Below are 17,636 nucleotides of genomic sequence, written 5' to 3'. Positions count from 1 at the left end.
TCGTCCCGCAACCAGTCGGCCGTCGCCCTGGAGGAAGCGTGGTGACGTTCCCGTCGCTCCAACTGCACGTGCTGTTCGCGGTGTTCGTCTTCGCGGCCGTCTACGTCGGTGTCGTGCTCCCCGCCGTGTGGTCCCGCAGACCGACACGACGGAGCGTGGCGCTCAAGGTGCTGGTCCGGCTCCTCGGCTCCGTCCGTCGGGGGAGGGGACGTCAGGGCGTTGCACGAAGGCTCGTGATGTGGGGCGACGCGGACCTTGAGCGGGCAAGGCCGTTGACCCTGCAGCAGGGAAGCCGACTTCGAGACGCGACCTAGGCCCGACTCGGGTCCGGGCCTAGGCCCGGACCTAGGCCTTCAGCCCGTTACGCCACCGTGGCGCCCCGCCTACCGTCCTCACCATGGACACGACGGGTGATACGACGGGCATTCTCGACGAGGCGCTCCAGCGGCTGCACAGCTCAGGGCCGGAGCGGCAAGGACGGCTCAGCAATCACGCGCCGATGGCCGTCGAAGCCCTGGCCGCGCACGGTCGGGCCGGCTCGGTGCACCGGTGGCTCGACCTGTACGCACGCAAGCTTGAGGAGTTTCCGTCCGGCATCGAGCCGGTCACCGACGCCAACTGGCGTGCAGCCCTTGGCGATCCGCGCCGCGTCGCCGACTGGATCGACTACTTCGGCCGTGAGATCGCCCAGCGTCCATGGCGCGACGTGCTCACCGAGTGGTGGCCCCGTCTCCTGCCCGGCCTGTACGGCGGCGCGACGCATCCGGTGATCCGGGTGGGCCACGCCGTGCGCACCCTTCTGGCCGACGACGGCACCGAGCCGCGTCTGGTCGAACTCGCCCACGGCCTCGGCTACTGGGCCGCCGACTACCACTCCGTCACGGATGTCGCCCCACTGCCCGGCGCCGACAGCGCGGCCGAGGCCCTCGACGCGGTGCCGCCCATCGCCGAACGGGACGGCGGCTTTCGCGCCCGGCTCAGCGGCGTCACCGGCCTGCCGGTGTGGGCGGCCACCGTCACGGACCCGGACGAGGCACACGGCCGCCTCGCCGAACTGGTGCGGGCGGCCACTCACCGCTACGCCACCCATGGCCACGGCGAGCAGACGATGCTGGTCCACGCGGCCACCGCCCCCAACGCCGTCCTGCGCACCCTTCCCGCGCTTCCGCACGCCTTGTGGATACCGAGCCTGCGGGCCGCCTGGACGGCATCCGCGGCGGTGACCGCGATGTACGCGCCCGACGCCCCGGTCGCGTACGCCCCACCGGGCACTCTCACCCCCGAAGAAGTCTTCGAACGGGCCCTGGCGCACGGCGACGAACACGTCATCAAGCTGACCGACACGGCCCTCGACATCGGCGACGAACAGGCCTTGGCGGCGGCCCTGCGCGCCATCGAACTGAGCGAGCCCCTCGCCTAGAGCCCTAGTGGCCTAGAGCCCTAGCGGCCCTGGTTCGTCGGGTCTGTCGGGTCCGTCAGGTCGATCAACCGGCATACCGTCTCGATGTCGATCTTGACCTGGGCGATGGACGCGCGGCCCGAGAGCCAGGTGATGAGGGCAGAGTGCCAGGTGTGTTCGATGACGCGGACGGCGGAGAGCTGCTCGGGGGTCGGGTTCTCCAGGCCCATCGCGTCCAGGATGATCACCGTGGTCTGGCGGGAGACCTGGTCGACCTCGGGGGAGACGCTGCGGTCCGCGAAGGTCAGCGCACGCACCATCGCGTCGGCCAGGTGCGGCTCGCGCTGCAGGGCGCGGAAGGCCCGCATCAGGGTCTCCGCGACCCGCTGGGCCGAGGTCTCGCCCGACGGCGGCTTCTTGCGGAGCGTGCCGTGCATGTGCTCCAACTGGTCCTGCATGGTGGCGACCAGGAGGTGGACCTTGGACGGGAAGTACCGGTAGAGCGTGCCCAGGGCCACCTGGGAGGACTCCGCCACCTCACGCATCTGCACCGCGTCGAAACCGCCCCGGCTGGCCAACTGCGCGCTCGCGTGCAGGATCCGCCGCCGACGCGCCTCCTGGCGCTCGGTCAGCGGCGCGGAGGAAGGCAGGGAGGGAGGCGGGGAGGTTCTGGCCTCCACCTTGGCCGGCTTGGCTTCCGCAGGCATGGTTCCCGTTCCGTGACAGTCGGTGAGGGCGAGTGATCGGGCCGATCATGACAGGGGCTCCGCCGTGGTGTGAATCACCTGATCCACTTCTCACAGCGCCCCTACCTGCCGGTAGATTCAGAGCCTCCTGGACGATCAAGTCTGAAACTTGTTCTAGATTAGCGTCCCGGCGTAATCTCGCGGGACAGTGCAGGCAGAAGGGGGCTCAGAGTGACCGCTGAGGCCAGTCAGGCGGGTCTCCAGGAAGACCTCGCAACCGACGGCGAGCGACCGCTCCGTATCGCACTCCTCACCTATAAAGGGAACCCGTTCTGCGGCGGCCAGGGCGTCTACGTCCGCCATCTCTCCCGCGAACTCGCCCGCCTCGGCCACCGCGTCGAGGTCATCGGATCCCAGCCCTACCCGGTGCTCGACGAGGTCGAGGACCACGCCGGCCGACTGAGCCTCACCGAGCTGCCGAGCCTCGACCTCTACCGCTCGCCGGACCCCTTCCGCACTCCGAAGCGCGACGAGTACCGCGACTGGATCGACGCCCTCGAAGTCGGCACGATGTGGACCGGCGGTTTCCCGGAGCCGCTGACGTTCTCCCTGCGCGCCCGCCGTCATCTGCGCGCCCGGCGTGGTGAGTTCGATGTCGTGCACGACAACCAGACCCTGGGATATGGGTTGTTGGGGGATGTGGGCGCGCCACTGGTGACGACCATCCACCACCCCATCACCGTGGACCGGCAGTTGGAGATCGACGCCGCCGAGAACCTGCGCCAGCGGCTGTCCAAGCGGCGCTGGTACGCCTTCACGCGCATGCAGCGCCGGGTGGCCCGCCGGCTGCCCTCGGTCCTCACCGTCTCCGGCACCTCCCGCCGGGAGATCGTCGACCAGCTGGGGGTGCGGGACGACCGTATCCACGTGGTCCACATCGGCGCGAACGCCGAGCTCTTCTCGCCCGACCCCTCGGTGTCCGTCGTGCCGGGCCGGATCGTGACGACGTCCAGCGCGGACGTCCCCCTCAAGGGCCTGGTCTTCCTGGTGGAGGCGCTCGCCAAGGTCCGTACCGAACACCCCGACGCGCACCTGGTCGTCGTCGGCAAAAGACCCGCCGAGGGGCCCGTTGCACAGGCCGTGGAGCGCTACGGCCTCGAAGGCGCCGTCGAGTTCGTCAAGGGCATCTCGGACGCCGAACTGGTCGACCTGATCCGCTCGGCGGAGGTCGCCTGCGTGCCGTCCCTGTACGAGGGCTTCTCGCTGCCGGCGGCCGAGGCCATGGCCACCGGTACCCCGCTCGTCGCGACCACGGGCGGCGCGATCCCCGAGGTCGCCGGTCCTGACGGAGAGACGTGCCTCGCGGTGCCGCCGGGCGATCCCGGGGCGCTGGCGACAGGGCTGAGCCGGCTGCTGGGTGACCCGGAGCTGCGCGAGCGGCTCGGCAGGGCAGGCCGTGAGCGGGTGCTGGCCCGCTTCACCTGGGCCCGGGCCGCCGAGGGAACGGTGGCCCGCTACCGCGAGGCGATCGACGCCGCCGCGGCCCACAGCTCCGGCCGCCCGGCGGCCGTCAGTGTTGCAGGCATCTCATCCGAAAGCAGGGCCACGTGCTGACCGTCGACTTCTCCCGGTTCCCGCTCGCGCCGGGCGACCGCGTCCTGGACCTCGGCTGCGGAGCCGGCCGGCACGCGTTCGAGTGCTACCGGCGCGGCGCCCGGGTCGTGGCGCTGGACCAGAACGCCGAGGAGATCCGCGAGGTCGCCAAATGGTTCGCGGCGATGGAGGAGGCGGGCGAGGCACCCGCCGGCGCCACCGCGACCGCGATGGAGGGCGACGCCCTGGCGCTGCCCTTCCCCGACGAGTCCTTCGACGTCGTCATCATCTCCGAGGTGATGGAGCACATCCCCGACGACAAGGGCGTACTCGCCGAGATGGTACGGGTGTTGAAGCCCGGCGGCCGGATCGCGATCACCGTGCCGCGCTACGGACCCGAGAAGGTCTGCTGGGCACTGTCCGACGCCTACCACGAGGTCGAGGGCGGCCACATCCGCATCTACAAGGCCGACGAACTGCTCGCCAAGATGCGCGAGGCGGGCCTGCGCCCCTACGGCCGGCACCACGCCCACGCCCTGCACTCGCCGTACTGGTGGCTGAAGTGCGCGTTCGGCGTCGACAACGACAAGGCGCTGCCCGTGCAGGCGTACCACAAGCTGCTGGTCTGGGACATCATGAAGAAACCCCTCGCGACCCGGGTCGCCGAACAGGCGCTGAACCCGCTGATCGGCAAGAGCTTCGTGGCTTACGCGACCAAGCCGCACCTGCCCGGCCTCGCCGAGGCGGCCGCCAAGTGACCACCCCCCGGACAGAACACCTCGTCCTGGCCGGGGTCCTCACCGAGGAGGAAGCCGCCGCGACCGTCCACGGCGTCCTCGCGGTGCAGCGGGAGGACGGGGCGATCCCGTGGTTCCGCGGGCACCACCTCGACCCCTGGGACCACACCGAGGCCGCGATGGCCCTGGACGCGGCCGGCGAGCACGAGGCCGCCGAGCGGGCCTACGAGTGGCTCGCACGCCACCAGAACGCGGACGGATCCTGGTACGCGGCCTACGCCGACGGGGACTTCGCCGACGTCACCGACCGCGGCCGCGAGACGAACTTCGTGGCGTACGCGGCCGTCGGTGTCTGGCACCACTACCTCTCCACCGGCGACGACATGTTCCTGGACCGCATGTGGCCGATGGTGTACGCGGCCGTCGAGTACGTGCTCAGGCTCCAGCAGCCCGGCGGACAGATCGGCTGGAAGGGCGAGGACGACGGCACCTTCACCGCGGACGCGCTGCTGACCGGCTCCTCGTCGGTGCACCATGCCCTGTGCTGCGCGCTCGCCATCGCCGATCAGCGTGAAGAGCCGCAGCCCGACTGGGAGTTGGCGGTCGGCGCACTGCGGCACGCGATCCGCCGGCACCCGGAGCGGTTCCTCGACAAGGACCGCTACTCGATGGACTGGTACTACCCGGTGCTGGGCGGCGCGTTGACCGGTACGGAGGCCAAGTCCCGTATAGAGGAAGGCTGGGAGCGCTTCGTCGTGCCCGGCCTCGGCGTGCGCTGCGTCGTGCCCAACCCGTGGGTGACGGGCGGCGAATCGGCCGAACTCGCCCTCGCCCTCTGGGCGTTGGGCGAGTCCGACCGTGCGCTGGAGATCCTTCAGTCGATCCAGCACCTGCGCGATCAGGAGACCGGGCTGTACTGGACCGGCTACGTCTTCGAGGACCAGACGATCTGGCCCCAGGAACTCACCACCTGGACGGCCGGCTCGCTCCTCCTCGCGGTCGCCGCACTTGGCGGACACGAGGCCACCTGCACGGTGTTCGGCGGCGAACACCTGCCCAGGGGGCTGGACCCGGACTGCTGTAACTGAGACTTCAGTGGCGCTGCATGCGTCCGGCGATGGCGTGGCCGATGAACAGGTAGACGACCGCTGCCAGTCCGTAGCCCGCGACCACGCGTGCCCACGCCTCGTCGAACGTGAACAGGTCGCGCGACCAGCCGGCCAGCCAGTAGGCCATGTTGTGGACGAACTGCACCAGGTCGTTGGCGCGGTTGGCGTCCAGGAGGTACATCAGAATCCACAGGCCCAGGATGAGGGCCATGACGTCGGCGACGATCGCTATGACCGCGCCGGCCCGATTGCCGCTGCTGTATCGAGACATGTGTTCCGCATTGCCGCCGGATCGCATATGAAACCCGGACGGCTTCGCCCGAGTGGCGCCCCCGCCCGACCCGGGTGAGGCTGTCGGAGGAAAACGCCCGCTCGGGGAGGACACGCCGGAGGACTTCTCGTGCGCGTACAGAAGCCCGTACCGATACCTGTACCGATACGGCGCCTGGTCATGGCGCTCACCCTGTGCTGCGCCCTGCTGGCCGGAGCCACCGCCTGCGGCAGCAGCGGCGGCGGCGACAGGAGCGGCGCCCGGGAGACCACCGCCGCGGCGGCCGCGATCGCCGCGGACCAGGCCGGCACCCCGAGCCCGAGCACCTCGGCCCAGCGCCAGAAGTTCGCCAAGACCCGCTTCGTGGCGAACGCGGGCCTGGCCGCCGGGGCGTCGTACCAGTGGATCGTGAAGCCCTGGAAGGCCGGCAAGTTCGAGAAGGGCGCCAAGGGCCGCAGGTTCGCCCTGGTCAAGGCGGGCCTCGCGGGCGCGTTCGCCTACAACCGGCTCAAGGCGGCCACCCGCAACGCGAAGGGCGACCCCACCCTCTCCAAGGCCCTGGCACCCCTCACCGCGGGCATCGACTCCCTCAAGGACCTCCCGTCCAAGCTCCGCAAGGGCGACTCCGCCGACTCGGTGGCCGGTTCCTTCGACGACATCATCAACAAGGTCAAGGACGCGGGGAAGAGCGCGGGCGCGGAGGTGACGGACAAGGTGCCGTCGGCGGGACAACTCGCGGGCGGCTAGCAGGAGTTCATCCCGGCTCTGCGGAGTTCGGCTCCGCTCTCAGGAGTTCAGCTCCGCCAGGACCCGCAGTGAGTGCGGGTCCGGGGACAGGGCGAGGAGGTCGGTGACCGGGCCCTTGCGCCACAACTCCAGGCGTTCCGCGATGCGTTCGCGTGGGCCGACCAGGGAGATCTCGTCGGCGAAGGCGTCCGGCACAGCCAGTACGGCCTCCTCGCGGCGGCCGGAGAGGAACAGCTCCTGGATCCGGCGGGCCTCCTCCTCGTACCCCATGCGGGCCATCAGATCGGCGTGGAAGTTGCGGGCCGCGTGGCCCATGCCGCCGATGTAGAAGCCGAGCATGGTCTTGACGGGGAGCAGGCCCTCGGACACGTCGTCGCAGACCTGGACGCGGGCCATGGGGGCGACGCGGAAACCCGGGGGGAGTTCCTCAAGTGCCGGTCCGTACGCGTCCGGTCGGGACGGGGACCAGTACAACGGCAGCCAGCCGTCCGCGATCTGCGTCGTCTGGGCGACGTTCTTCGGGCCCTCGGCGCCGAGCAGGATCGGCAGGTCGGGGCGGAGCGGGTGCGTGATCGGCTTCAGCGGCTTGCCGAGACCGGTGCCGTCCGCGCCGCGATAGGGGTGGGAGTGGAACCGTCCGTCCAGCTCGACCGGCGCCTCCCGCCGGAACACCTGCCGTACGACGTCGACGTACTCCCTGGTCGCGGTCAGCGGCGACTTGGGGAACGGCCGTCCGTACCAGCCCTCCACCACCTGCGGTCCCGACAGCCCGAGTCCGAGCATGACGCGCCCGCCGGAGAGGTGGTCGAGGGTGAGGGCGTGCATCGCGGTGGTGGTGGGGGAGCGGGCCGCCATCTGGGCAATGGCCGTACCCAGCTTGATCCTTGAGGTCTGCGCGGCGATCCAGGTCAGGGGCGTGAAGACGTCCGATCCCCACGACTCGGCGGTCCACACGGAGTCGTAGCCGAGCCGCTCCGCCTCCTGGGCGAGCGGTACATGGTCCGCGGAGGGGCCGCGACCCCAGTAACCGAGTGCCAGACCGAGCCGCATGCCTGCCTCCTGACGATCCGTCAGATACCGGGTGACCGCTGGCGACTGTACGACAACGACCCCCTGCCGGGAAGGGCGGGGGGCCGTCGGGAAACTCGGCGGTGGGACTCAGCCGCGCTGGATGCCGCTCGTGTCCTGCAGGACGCCACGGCGGCCGTCCTGCGTCTGCGCCACCAGGCTCGGACCGCGCTGCTCGACGGCCAAGTACCAGGTGCCGGGCGCGAGTTCGGCGATCGGCGACGGCGAGCCGTCCTCCGCGAACAGGGGGCGCGGCACCGGCACGGCGAACCAGAACGGCGCGAACTCCCCGGCCGGCTGCGGCGGCTGGGCGGCGGCGGGCGCCGGCTGGGCACCGTAGGGCTGGCCCGGCTGCGGCTGACCGCCGTACGGCTGGGGCTGCTGCGGCTGCTGTGCGCCCGGGTAGCCGTAGCCACCGGGGGGCTGGGCGCCGTAGGGCTGGGCCGTCGCGGGCTTGGGGGCCGGGAGCAGGGCCGCCTGCAGCGGGGGCAGGAGCGGGGTGGCGATGGCGCCGCCGGCCAGGATGAGGGCGGCGAGGAAGCCGAGGATGAGGCCGATGGCGGCGCTGGCGCCGTCCGGGACATCCACCAGCGTCCAGAACATGGCCCACGCGGCGAGGACCGTGAACGCCACGCCGACCGTGCCGAGGTCCAGGCCGAGGATCTTGCGCGGTTGCGGGAGCGCACGGTTGACGACGATCAGGGCGGCGCCGATGACTCCGCCCATGTACACGCCGAGGCCCGTGCCGAGGTTTTCCCACGCGTTCGCATCGAGGTTGAAACCATCGGCGGAGTAGAACTTGAGGAAGGACGCGATGAACAGCAATACCGCTGCCCCGATCACCACGCCGTCGCCTCGAGTGAGGGAGCGGATATTCACTTCAGGTCCTTCGTAGGTCGTCTCGTCGTCGGTAGACCCTATCGTCCACCCGACCTGGGTGTCCGCTGGGATCCGCCCGCCGATCAGGAACCGCGCAGGAAACTCACGATTCCCTCAGAGATCCCCTGCGCGGCCCGCTGTCGCCAGGCGCCGCTGGTGAGCAGTGCCGCATCCTTGCTATCGCGCATGTTCCCGCATTCGATGAACACCTTGGGAACCGTTGACAGATTGAGACCCCCCAGGTCCGTCCGCGTGACCAGTCCGGTGCCGTCACCGATGTAGTTGGACGGGGCGCTGCCGGTCGCGCGCAGGAAGTTGCCCGCGACGCGCTCGCCGAGATCGGCCGAAGGGGCGACGATCTTACGGGTGTCGGCGGCGCCCGCGTGCACGGAGCCCGGCAGGATCACGTGGAAGCCGCGGTTGCCGACGGCGGCGCCGTCCGCGTGGATGGAGATCGCGGCATCGGCGTTCGCCTTGTTCCCGATCTCGGCCCGCTCGTCCACGCACGGCCCCCACGGCCGGTTCCCGTCCTGCGTGAACTTCACCGTGGCGCCCTGCTTCTCCAACAGCGCGCGCAGCCGCCGCGAGACGTCCAGCGTGAACTGGGCTTCCGGGTAGCCGGCGTTGGTGGACGTCCCCGTCGTGTCGCACTCCTTCGAGTTCGTGCCGATGTTCACCTTGCGGTTGATCTCGGCCGTGTGCTGGAAGTTGGTCGGGTTGTGCCCCGGGTCGATGACGACGACCTTGCCCCTGAGCGGGGTGGATCCGGCGGGCGCGGAGGTGCGGGGCGTCGAACTCGTCCCCGGCTGCTTGTCGTCCGCCGCGGAGGAGGAGGGGGCGGAGGGAGAGGACGCGCTGGGGGAGTCGGCGGAATCGTCGGCAGGGCTGCTGTACGACGACGTCCCCAACCCCGCCTGGTCCGACCCGCCACCGTCGCCGGTCCCTCCCACCGCCTCGTACACGAGCCACCCGAGCAGGGCCCCCGGCACGAGCGCGGCGGCCGCGACGGTCAGGGGACGGCGACGGGAACGGCGGGACTGGGGGGGATCGAAATCCGGGCCTACGTACGACACGGGAGCCACCCTAGCGGCCGTCAGCACGCGCGGTCGGGATCCCCGTACCGGGAGCGGTCTGTCCTGAGCGCACCCGAACACCCCGCCGGACAAGGGAACACGGCGCCATCGAAGTGTTCGCGGATCCGGCGGATGCGAAGGCGCGGGCGGACTGCATCCGGGGCGTCACGAAATCCGTGCCGGCGCTCGCCGAGTACGACTACGTCCAGGGCCGGTTCCTCGTCCGGGTCTCGCGGTATCTGACGCCGGAGCGGGCCGCGCTCTACGGGACGGCCGTGGCGCGGCTCTCCTGAGGCAGGTTCTGCGTCACGTCCGCCGCAGGACGCGCAGCGATCCGGTCGACGGGAGTTCGGTGAAGGCGCCGGACTCCAGGGCGCGGAGGTAGACGCGGTACGGGGCCTGGCCGGTGAACTCGTCCTTCGGGTCCGGGAAGACGTCGTGGATGAGGAGGAGGCCGCCCTCGGCGACGTGCGGGGCCCAGCCCTCGTAGTCGGCGGTGGCGTGTTCGTCGGTGTGGCCGCCGTCGATGAAGACGAGGGCGAGGGGGGAGTTCCAGAACTTCGCGATCTGCGGTGAGCGGCCGACGACGGCGACCACGTGGTCCTCCAGGCCTGCCCGGTGCAGCGTCCTGCGGAAGGTCGGCAGGGTGTCCATCAGGCCGAGTTCGGGGTCGACCGTCTCCGGGTCGTGGTACTCCCAGCCCGGCTGCTGCTCCTCGCTGCCGCGGTGGTGGTCGAGCGTCAGCGCGGTGACGCCCGCCTGTCGTGCCGCGTCGGCGAGCAGGATCGTGGACCGGCCGCAGTACGTGCCGACTTCGAGGAGCGGCAGCCCGAGCGCGCCCGCCTCGACGGCGGCCGCGTACAGGGCGAGGCCCTCGTCGACGGGCATGAAGCCCTTCGCCGCCTCGAACGCGGCCAGGATCTCGGGCTTGGGGGCCGCGGGCATGGGGGTCCTCTCGGTCGTACGCGTGTCTGGGCGGCCCATGCTGCCGCACCCCCTGCCGCGGAGGCGACAGGGGGTGCGGCAGGGAGTGCGGACAGGGGTGCCCGGGCGGTGGCGTTCGGGCCGTGGTGTCAGGGTGCGTCGGATATGTCGAGCGTTTTCGTCTTGATGCGGGTGGTGTCGAACTCCCAGACGACCCAGAACTTGCCCGGGGCGTACTCGTCGGCCATGGGGTAGTTGTCCCAGCCCTTGCCGTCGGGCTGGTCCGTGTTGGTGTCCTCCGGGCCGTCGGCGAAGCGCTTGGCGGCGCTCCAGGCCGTCGCGCCGGGGCCTCTGGTCTTGTAGTCGAGGATGTCCCGGCTGCTCAAGCCCGCACCGGTGTTGTAGATGTACAGGTACCGGCCGTTGCTGTCCGTGGTGAAGAAGCTCCTGGCGATGTTGTTGCTCGGCAGGTCGGCGTCCGCCACGAACGGTTGCCAGGTCACGCCGCCGTCGGTGCTGGTGGTCGTCGCGGCGCCGGCCCGGTCGTCGCGGGCGACCATGAACAGCGAATTCTTCGGGGCGCTCGGATTCGCCGGGTTCTGCGAGTAGCCGATCTGGTTCTCTCCCGCCACCAGCCCGGAACCGCTGATGTGGCCACCGAGCGTCCAGGTGCGCAGGTCGCTGGAGAACAGCACCCCGTTCTCCCGCCCCGACGACCAGTACGGCATGACGTACGTCCCGTCCTGCCGCTGGAGCGGGTGGCCGGAGAAGACGAGGTTGGTCTTGACCGGCACGCTGAGGGAGGCGTTCTGCCAGGTGTGGCCCTGGTCGGTGCTGGTCTTGAGGAGGGTGGCGTTGATCGGAAGGCCGTTGTGGTTGAGTCCGTCGGTCGCGTCGCCGTCCGCGCCGTCGCCGTCCGTGTCAGCGATGGTGGTGCGCCCCAGGTAGGCGTACAGCGTGCTGCCGGCCTGGTAGAGGATGACGTAGTGGTAGGCGTACTGGTCGGTCTCCTGGGCCAGCGTCTGGGGGCGGCTCCAGTGGGATCCGCCGTCGGTCGTGTACGCGTACCGCATGTAGCCCATGTCGCGGTTGCCGGGCCGCAGACCCTCCCGCCAGACGACGACCGCGTTGTTCTCGCTGGTGGCCACGATGTCGGGGGTGCGCGTGCCGTCGCCCTTGCTCGCGAGGTTCGTGTAGACGAGCGACTCGCCCGGGATGGGCTCGGCGGAGGCGGTGCGGGGCAGGAGCAGGGTGGTCAGCACGGTCAGCACCACCACGGTCAGCAGAACGGGCCAGGCCCGTCGGAGCGTCACCACAGCCACTGCTCGTTCACGTTGTCCGTGCAGGTCCACTGGATGGCTTCCGTTCCGGGAGTCGGGCTGCTGCTGGGGATGGCGAGGCAGTAGTCGCTCTGCACGTTCCGCAGCCGGTCCCAACTGTCGTGGATCCAGACCTGGTCGGTGCCGATGCCGCATGGCTGCTGGACGGCCTTGGCGCCGAGGGCCGTGCCGACCGCGGGGGTGAGGCACTTGCCGCTCGCCTTGTTGGTCACCCGGTAGCCGCCGGTCACGGCTTCGAGCGACCAGTAGTTGCTGGCGCTGTTGCTGCACGCCCACTGGATCATCGCGGCGCCGTTGGCCGTGTCGGAGCTGGAGTCGGCCAGGCAGAAACCGGTGGCCATGTTGTAGAGGCGCGCCGAGACGGCGTCGTGGTCGAACCAGGTCCAGCGCTGGTCGGTGTTGTCCGAGCAGGTCCACTGGACGGCCTGGGCGAGGTTGGTGGTGTCGGAGGCGAGGATCGCCAGGCACCGGTCGCTGTTCAGGTTCCGCAGCCGGTTCCAGCTGTCGTAGACCCAGATCTGTTCGCTGCCGCTGCCGCACGACCACTGAATGGCCTGCGTGCCGTTGGCCACGCTGGCGCTGGGCATGGCGAGGCACTTGGCGCTGTTGCGGTTGACGATCTGGTAGCGGTCGCCGTTCCCGCCCGCCACCGCGACTAGGCCCCAGTCCTCGTCGTTGATGTCGTCACAGGTCCGCTGGACCAGGCCGGCGCCGTTGGCCGGGCCGGTGGCGGATACGGCCAGACATCTGTCCGAGTTGACGTTGATGAGGTTTCTCCAGGCGCCCTCCGCACTCGCGGGTGTGGAGAACACCAACGTCCACACCACCGTCGCGGCGAGCACGCACATCGCCATGGCGGAGGCCATGAAGATGTTCCTCGGTCTTTTCAGGGGCATGACATCAAGCACCCTCTCTTTTTCCGTCGCCTGACTGCCTGGGCAGCAAATGGCAAGCGCATGCGGGCGGGGTGACGTTGCCGGGAACAGACGGCCACGGACGAACAACGCGGCGGCGAACCTTTCCCGTGCAGAACGAGGAGCGGCCCTCGTAGGGAGGGCCGCTCGGGTCGCCGTTCAGGTTATCGGACGGTTGGCGCTGTCGTGCCGGTGTCAGGGAGCCGCAACCGTCTCCGACGGCAGGGACAGGTCCAGATCCACCGGACGCTCCTCGCCCCCGTGGGTCGCCGAGGACGCCAGCGGACCGTGCCCCGTGGCCCGCGCCGCGAGGACGTACGCGCCACCGGACGGCACGGTCAGCGCGTAGCTGCCGTCCTCGTCGGAGAGGGTCGCGCCCGCCTGCCGGCCCCGTCGGTCGATCAGGGTGACCTTGGCGCGGGCGACCGGGGAGCCGCCGGCGTCCAGGACCCGGCCGCGGAAGCCGCGCAGGATCTGCTCGGCGCGCTCCAGGTTGGCCTCCTCCTCGCTGCTGAAGTTCAGCTGCGGGGCACGGTTGGGCTTGGGGAGGAACAGGGCCATCAGCAGGCCGATCGCCACCGCGCCGGTCGCGATCAGGAAGGAGACGCGGAAGCCGTGCATGGTCGGGATCGCGACGCCGCCCACGTTGTTCGCGGTGTTGGCAAGCACCATGCCGATGACGGCGCTGGAGACCGACGTACCGATCGAGCGCATCAGGGTGTTGAGGCCGTTCGCCGCGCCCGTCTCCGAGGCCGGGACCGCGCCGACGATCAACGCGGGCAGGGAGGAGTAGGCCAGGCCGATGCCCGCGCCGAGGACGACCGCGATGACCAGGCTCTGCCAGGCGGCGCTCATCAGGCCGATGCCCGCGCCGTAGCCGATGCCGATGATCACCATGCCCATGATCAGGGTGACCTTGGGGCCGTACTTCGCCGAGAGGCGGGCGTAGACCGGGGCCGTGAACATCATCGTCAGGCCCAGCGGGGCCACCAGCAGACCCGCGGAGACCATCGACTGGCCGAGGCCGTAGCCGGTCGACTTCGGCAGCTGGAGCAGCTGGGGCAGGACGAGCGAGACGACGTAGAAGCTGACGCCGACCATGATCGACGCGAGGTTGGTGAAGAGGACGGCCGGACGGGCCGTGGTGCGCAGGTCGACCAGCGGGGCCTTGAGGCGCAGTTCCATCACGCCCCACAGGAGGAGTACGACGACGGCCGCGGCGAACAGGCCGAGCGTGGTGCCGGACGTCCAGCCCCAGTCGCTGCCCTTGGTGATCGGCAGCAGGAAGAGGACCAGGCCGATGGAGAGGCCGATCGCACCCAGGACGTCGAAGGTCCCCTTGGCGCGCGCCGGGGACTCCGGTACGACGAGGAGGGTGAGGCCGATGGCGAGCACGCCGAGGCCGGCGGCGCCGTAGAACAGGGCGTGCCAGTCCATGTGCTGCGCGACCAGGGCCGCCGCGGGCAGCGCGAGACCGCCGCCGACGCCGATCGAGGAGCTCATCAGGGCCATCGCCGAGCCGAGCTTCTCGCGGGGCAGCATGTCGCGCATCAGGCCGATGCCCAGCGGTATCGCGCCCATCGCGAAGCCCTGCAGGGTACGGCCGGCGATCATCGTGAGAAGGTCGCTGGTGAGGGCGCTGACCAGCGCGCCGACCACCATGACGGCGAGGCTGAAGATCAGCATCCGCCGCTTGCCGTACAGGTCGCCGAGCCGGCCCATGATCGGGGTGGCGACGGCGCCCGAGAGCAGCGTCGAGGTCAGGACCCAGGTCGCGTTGCTGGGCGCGGTGTCCAGCAGCTGCGGCAGGTCCTTGATGACCGGGACGAGCAGGGTCTGCATCACCGCGACAACGATGCCCGCGAAGGCGAGCACCGGGACCACGGCCCCGCTGGCTGCCCGGGCGGGCTGTTCGTTGGTCGTGTGGGTCATGAGGTGAGGCCTCCAGTGAGAATAAGTGCTGGGTAAACCTCGTATGCATGGGCAACTATTCCGTTGCTTCGCACCTCTAATCAATTCTTGACCACGTCATGGGGATCTGAGTCTCCGTCAGGGGTTGGTGGACATCCCAGTCCAGGTCTGGCGAATAAATGGAACCTGTTCTAGTCTCCGCGCCATGAAGGCTTACGTGGCCGGGGTCGGCATGACGAGGTTCGAGAAGCCCGAGACCCGGGACTGGCAGTACTGGGACATGGTGCGGGAGGCGGGGAGCGCGGCGCTCGCCGACGCCGGGATCACTTACGCGGAGGTGGAACAGGTTCCCGTCGGCTACTGCTTCCAGCCCTCCACCGCCGGCCAGCGCGCCGCCTATGAGCTGGGTCTCACCGGCATCCCCGTCTACAACGTCAACAACAACTGCGCCACCGGCTCCACCGCCCTGATGCTGGCCCGGCAACTCGTCGAGGGCGGGTCCGCGGACTGCGTACTGGCGCTGGGCTTCGAGAAGATGAAGAAGGGCGCGCTGGGTGGGGGAGCGGACGGAGGCGACTTCTCCACGTCCCCCGTCGCCCGGCACTACGGGATCATGGCCGCTCGGCACGGCTTCGAGATGACCCCGCCCACCGCGCAGATCTTCGGCGACGCGGCCCGCGAGCACATGGAGAGGTACGGCACCACCGAGGCGCAGCTCGCCGCCGTTGCCGCCAAGAACCACCGGCACTCGGCGCACAACCCGAACGCGCAGTTCCGGGACGTGTACGAGGTCGACGACATCCTCGCCGCGCGCACGGTCCACCGGCCGCTGACCAAGCTCCAGTGCTCGCCGACCTCGGACGGCGCGGCGGCGGCCGTGGTCGTCTCGGAACGGTTCGCCGAGCGGCGCGAACTCACCGGCCTCGTCGAGATCGTCGCCCAGGCGATGACGACGGACACGGAGGAGTCGTTCGCGTCGGGTTCCTGCATCGACGTGGTCGGACAGCCGATGTCCCGCGAGGCGGCCCGGCAGGTGTACGAGCGGTCCGGACTCGGGATCGACGACGTGGACGTCGTAGAGCTGCACGACTGCTTCTCGATCAACGAGCTGCTGACGTACGAGGCCCTCGGTATGTGCGCGGCGGGCGAGTCCGGGAAGCTCGTCGAGTCGGGGGCGACGACCTACGGCGGGCGCTGGGTGGTCAATCCGTCCGGCGGCCTGATCTCCAAGGGGCACCCGCTGGGCGCCACCGGGCTGGCCCAAGTGGCCGAGCTGGCATGGCAGTTGCGGGGCGCGGCGGGGGAGCGGCAGGTGCCGGGCGCGAGGGTCGGGCTCGCGCACAACATCGGGCTGGGTGGGGCTGCGGTGGTGACGCTGCTGCGAGCCGGGGACCAGGTCCTGTCCTAGGACCTGGGGTCCAGGGCGGGTGCGGCGAAATCCCGATGCAAGGGGCGCAGGCGGGTTGAGAGTATGACACCCATGCTCGAAGCCGCAGACGCCACCCGAACAACCCGCCGTCCCGCGCCGCCGACCTGGCTGGTGGTGGCGCTCGCCTGTGCGGGGCAGTTCCTGGTCGTGCTGGACGTGTCCGTCGTGAACGTGGCGCTGCCGTCGATGCGGACCGACCTCGGGCTGAGCGCGCAGGGGCTGCAGTGGGTGGTCAACGCGTACGCGATCGCCTTCGCCGGGTTCATGCTGCTCGGCGGACGGGCCGGGGATCTGTACGGGCGCAAGCGGATGTTCCTGGTGGGGCTCGCCCTGTTCACGCTGGCCTCGCTGGGCGGCGGGCTCGCCCAGGAAGGGCCGGAACTGCTGGTCGCCCGGGCCGTGCAGGGCCTCGGCGCCGCCGTCCTCGCGCCCTCGACGCTGACCATCCTCACCGCGGCCGTCCCGGAGGGCGCCGCACGCGCGCGTGCCATCGCCACCTGGACCGCGGTGGGCGCGGGCGGCGGCGCCGCGGGCGGGCTCGTCGGCGGGGCGCTGGTGGACGGGCTGTCGTGGCGCTGGGTGCTGCTGATCAACGTGCCGGTCGGGGCGGTCGTGCTGGCCGGCGCCTACCGGTGGCTCGCGGAGAGCCGGAACGGCGACGGGCGGCGGCTCGACCTGCCGGGCGCGGTCCTGGTCACGGCGGGACTCGCCACCCTCGCCTACGGCATCTCGCAGACCGAGCGCGAGGGCTGGACGGCGGCGGCCACCCTGGTGCCACTCTTCGCCGGACTCGCGCTGATCGCGCTCTTCCTGTTGGTCGAGGCGCGTACGGCGGCCCCGCTGATGCCCCTCGGACTGTTCCGCGCGCGAGCGGTGTCGTCGGCGAACGGGGCGATGTTCCTGACCGGCTCCGCGATGTTCTGCATGTGGTTCTTCATGACGCTGTACGCCCAGAACGTGCTCGGCTACAGCCCGCTGGAGGCCGGTCTCGCCCTGGTGCCCAGCTCCCTCGCCGTGCTCCTCGGCTCCAAGTCCGCGCCCCGCTTCCTGCCCAGGCTCGGCGCGCGCAACGTGGCCGCGCTCGGCACGCTGATCGCGGCGAGCGGCTTCGCCTGGCAGTCGGCGATGACCGCGCGGGGCGACTACCTCACCGAGATCATGTTCCCGGGGATTTTGATGATGCTGGGCGCGGGCCTGACGGCGACCCCGCTCGCCGCGCTCGCCACGTCGGGGGCGGCGCCCGGGGAGGCAGGGCTGGTCTCCGGGCTCATCAACACCTCGCGCACGATGGGCGGTTCACTCGGCCTCGCGGTCATGTCGACGATCGCGGCGTCGCGGACGGGGGCGAGTCTGACGCCGGAGGCGCTGACCGAGGGGTACGCGCTGGTGTTCCGCACGGGGGCGGGGGTGCTGCTCGTGGGGGCGGTGCTGATGCTGGTGTGGCTGCCGAGGATGAAGCCGCCGGGGAGCGAGACGTCGGGGAGCGAGGCGTCGAGGGGAGACTCGGCCGGAGGAATTTCGACGAGTTCGGCCGGGTGAGGCAACGATCCGGGTGG

Annotated in this window: 18 protein-coding genes; 9 read left to right on the top strand and 9 right to left on the bottom strand. The window is 70.6% G+C overall.

Annotated elements, in window-relative coordinates; all coding sequences use genetic code 11:
• The first annotated feature begins 41 nt into the window (after window positions 1-41).
• Together M2283_RS13015 and M2283_RS13010 are read left to right on the top strand one after the other, a co-directional pair.
• Window positions 42-314 (top strand): hypothetical protein, encoded by a 273-nt coding sequence (locus M2283_RS13015; protein ID WP_280876328.1) that lies wholly within the window; start codon window positions 42-44, stop codon window positions 312-314.
• 83 nt (window positions 315-397) lie between these two features.
• Window positions 398-1,420: a questin oxidase family protein gene (locus M2283_RS13010; protein WP_280876327.1), complete on the top strand. Its 1,023-nt coding sequence runs from the start codon at window positions 398-400 to the stop codon at window positions 1,418-1,420.
• Between the two features lie 20 nt (window positions 1,421-1,440).
• Here M2283_RS13010 and M2283_RS13005 read toward each other — a convergent pair whose 3' ends face one another.
• A complete protein-coding gene (locus M2283_RS13005) occupies window positions 1,441-2,106 on the bottom strand; it encodes a TetR family transcriptional regulator (RefSeq protein ID WP_280876326.1) in 666 nt (221 codons plus the stop codon).
• 210 nt (window positions 2,107-2,316) lie between these two features.
• On the opposite strand from M2283_RS13005, the gene M2283_RS13000 reads away from it, so the two are divergent.
• From M2283_RS13000 to M2283_RS12990, 3 genes are read left to right on the top strand one after another with little or no spacing between them, the layout of a single operon-like run.
• The gene (locus M2283_RS13000) at window positions 2,317-3,699 is read left to right on the top strand and encodes a glycosyltransferase family 4 protein (protein WP_280876325.1); all 1,383 of its coding nucleotides are present in this window, start codon (window positions 2,317-2,319) and stop codon (window positions 3,697-3,699) included.
• Entirely contained in the window at window positions 3,693-4,436 is a 744-nt protein-coding gene (locus M2283_RS12995; RefSeq protein ID WP_280876324.1) for a class I SAM-dependent methyltransferase, read from the top strand. The genes M2283_RS13000 and M2283_RS12995 overlap by 7 nt, the downstream gene beginning before the upstream one ends.
• Window positions 4,433-5,503: a prenyltransferase/squalene oxidase repeat-containing protein gene (locus M2283_RS12990; protein ID WP_280876323.1), complete on the top strand. Its 1,071-nt coding sequence runs from the start codon at window positions 4,433-4,435 to the stop codon at window positions 5,501-5,503. Before M2283_RS12995 ends, M2283_RS12990 begins: the two co-directional genes overlap by 4 nt.
• Before the next feature lie 4 nt (window positions 5,504-5,507).
• Here M2283_RS12990 and M2283_RS12985 read toward each other — a convergent pair whose 3' ends face one another.
• Window positions 5,508-5,795, bottom strand: a complete 288-nt coding sequence (locus tag M2283_RS12985) for a hypothetical protein (protein ID WP_123999533.1) — start codon at window positions 5,793-5,795, stop codon at window positions 5,508-5,510.
• Between the two features lie 153 nt (window positions 5,796-5,948).
• Between M2283_RS12985 and M2283_RS12980 the strand changes: the two genes are divergently transcribed.
• The gene (locus M2283_RS12980; protein ID WP_280876954.1) at window positions 5,949-6,542 is read left to right on the top strand and encodes a hypothetical protein; all 594 of its coding nucleotides are present in this window, start codon (window positions 5,949-5,951) and stop codon (window positions 6,540-6,542) included.
• 39 nt (window positions 6,543-6,581) lie between these two features.
• Here the strand turns inward: M2283_RS12980 and M2283_RS12975 are convergent, their stop codons facing one another.
• The 3 genes from M2283_RS12975 to M2283_RS12965 all read right to left on the bottom strand — a co-directional run bounded on the left by M2283_RS12975 (window position 6,582) and on the right by M2283_RS12965 (window position 9,562).
• Window positions 6,582-7,592 carry an LLM class F420-dependent oxidoreductase gene (locus M2283_RS12975; RefSeq protein ID WP_280876322.1) on the bottom strand — a complete coding sequence of 337 codons (1,011 nt, stop codon included), beginning with the start codon at window positions 7,590-7,592 and terminating at the stop codon, window positions 6,582-6,584.
• 108 nt (window positions 7,593-7,700) lie between these two features.
• A complete protein-coding gene (locus M2283_RS12970) occupies window positions 7,701-8,489 on the bottom strand; it encodes a hypothetical protein (RefSeq protein ID WP_280876321.1) in 789 nt (262 codons plus the stop codon).
• A gap of 83 nt (window positions 8,490-8,572) precedes the next feature.
• Entirely contained in the window at window positions 8,573-9,562 is a 990-nt protein-coding gene (locus M2283_RS12965; protein WP_280876320.1) for an N-acetylmuramoyl-L-alanine amidase, read from the bottom strand.
• Window positions 9,563-9,675: 113 nt separating this feature from the next.
• Here M2283_RS12965 and M2283_RS12960 point away from each other — a divergent pair, with 113 nt between their 5' ends.
• Entirely contained in the window at window positions 9,676-9,855 is a 180-nt protein-coding gene (locus M2283_RS12960; protein WP_280876319.1) for a hypothetical protein, read from the top strand.
• A 13-nt stretch (window positions 9,856-9,868) separates the two neighbouring features.
• On the opposite strand, the gene M2283_RS12955 is transcribed toward M2283_RS12960, so the two are convergent.
• The 4 genes from M2283_RS12955 to M2283_RS12940 all read right to left on the bottom strand — a co-directional run bounded on the left by M2283_RS12955 (window position 9,869) and on the right by M2283_RS12940 (window position 14,672).
• Window positions 9,869-10,507 (bottom strand): class I SAM-dependent methyltransferase, encoded by a 639-nt coding sequence (locus M2283_RS12955; RefSeq protein WP_280876318.1) that lies wholly within the window; start codon window positions 10,505-10,507, stop codon window positions 9,869-9,871.
• Between the two features lie 128 nt (window positions 10,508-10,635).
• The gene (locus tag M2283_RS12950) at window positions 10,636-11,799 is read right to left on the bottom strand and encodes a sialidase family protein (protein WP_280876317.1); all 1,164 of its coding nucleotides are present in this window, start codon (window positions 11,797-11,799) and stop codon (window positions 10,636-10,638) included.
• Window positions 11,796-12,692 carry an RICIN domain-containing protein gene (locus M2283_RS12945; protein ID WP_280876316.1) on the bottom strand — a complete coding sequence of 299 codons (897 nt, stop codon included), beginning with the start codon at window positions 12,690-12,692 and terminating at the stop codon, window positions 11,796-11,798. Before M2283_RS12945 ends, M2283_RS12950 begins: the two co-directional genes overlap by 4 nt.
• Window positions 12,693-12,935: 243 nt before the next feature.
• Window positions 12,936-14,672, bottom strand: coding sequence for an MFS transporter (locus tag M2283_RS12940; RefSeq protein ID WP_280876315.1), 1,737 nt, complete (start codon window positions 14,670-14,672; stop codon window positions 12,936-12,938).
• 184 nt (window positions 14,673-14,856) lie between these two features.
• On the opposite strand from M2283_RS12940, the gene M2283_RS12935 reads away from it, so the two are divergent.
• Together M2283_RS12935 and M2283_RS12930 are read left to right on the top strand one after the other, a co-directional pair.
• Window positions 14,857-16,059 carry a lipid-transfer protein gene (locus M2283_RS12935; protein WP_280876314.1) on the top strand — a complete coding sequence of 401 codons (1,203 nt, stop codon included), beginning with the start codon at window positions 14,857-14,859 and terminating at the stop codon, window positions 16,057-16,059.
• A 72-nt stretch (window positions 16,060-16,131) separates the two neighbouring features.
• The gene (locus tag M2283_RS12930; RefSeq protein WP_280876313.1) at window positions 16,132-17,619 is read left to right on the top strand and encodes an MFS transporter; all 1,488 of its coding nucleotides are present in this window, start codon (window positions 16,132-16,134) and stop codon (window positions 17,617-17,619) included.
• The last annotated feature ends 17 nt before the right edge of the window (window positions 17,620-17,636 follow it).

This window comes from Streptomyces pseudovenezuelae (assembly GCF_029892565.1).
GTDB lineage: Bacteria > Actinomycetota > Actinomycetes > Streptomycetales > Streptomycetaceae > Streptomyces > Streptomyces pseudovenezuelae_A.
Note: the sequence above shows the minus strand (reverse complement) of the source record. Positions and strands in the feature narration are given on the sequence as shown.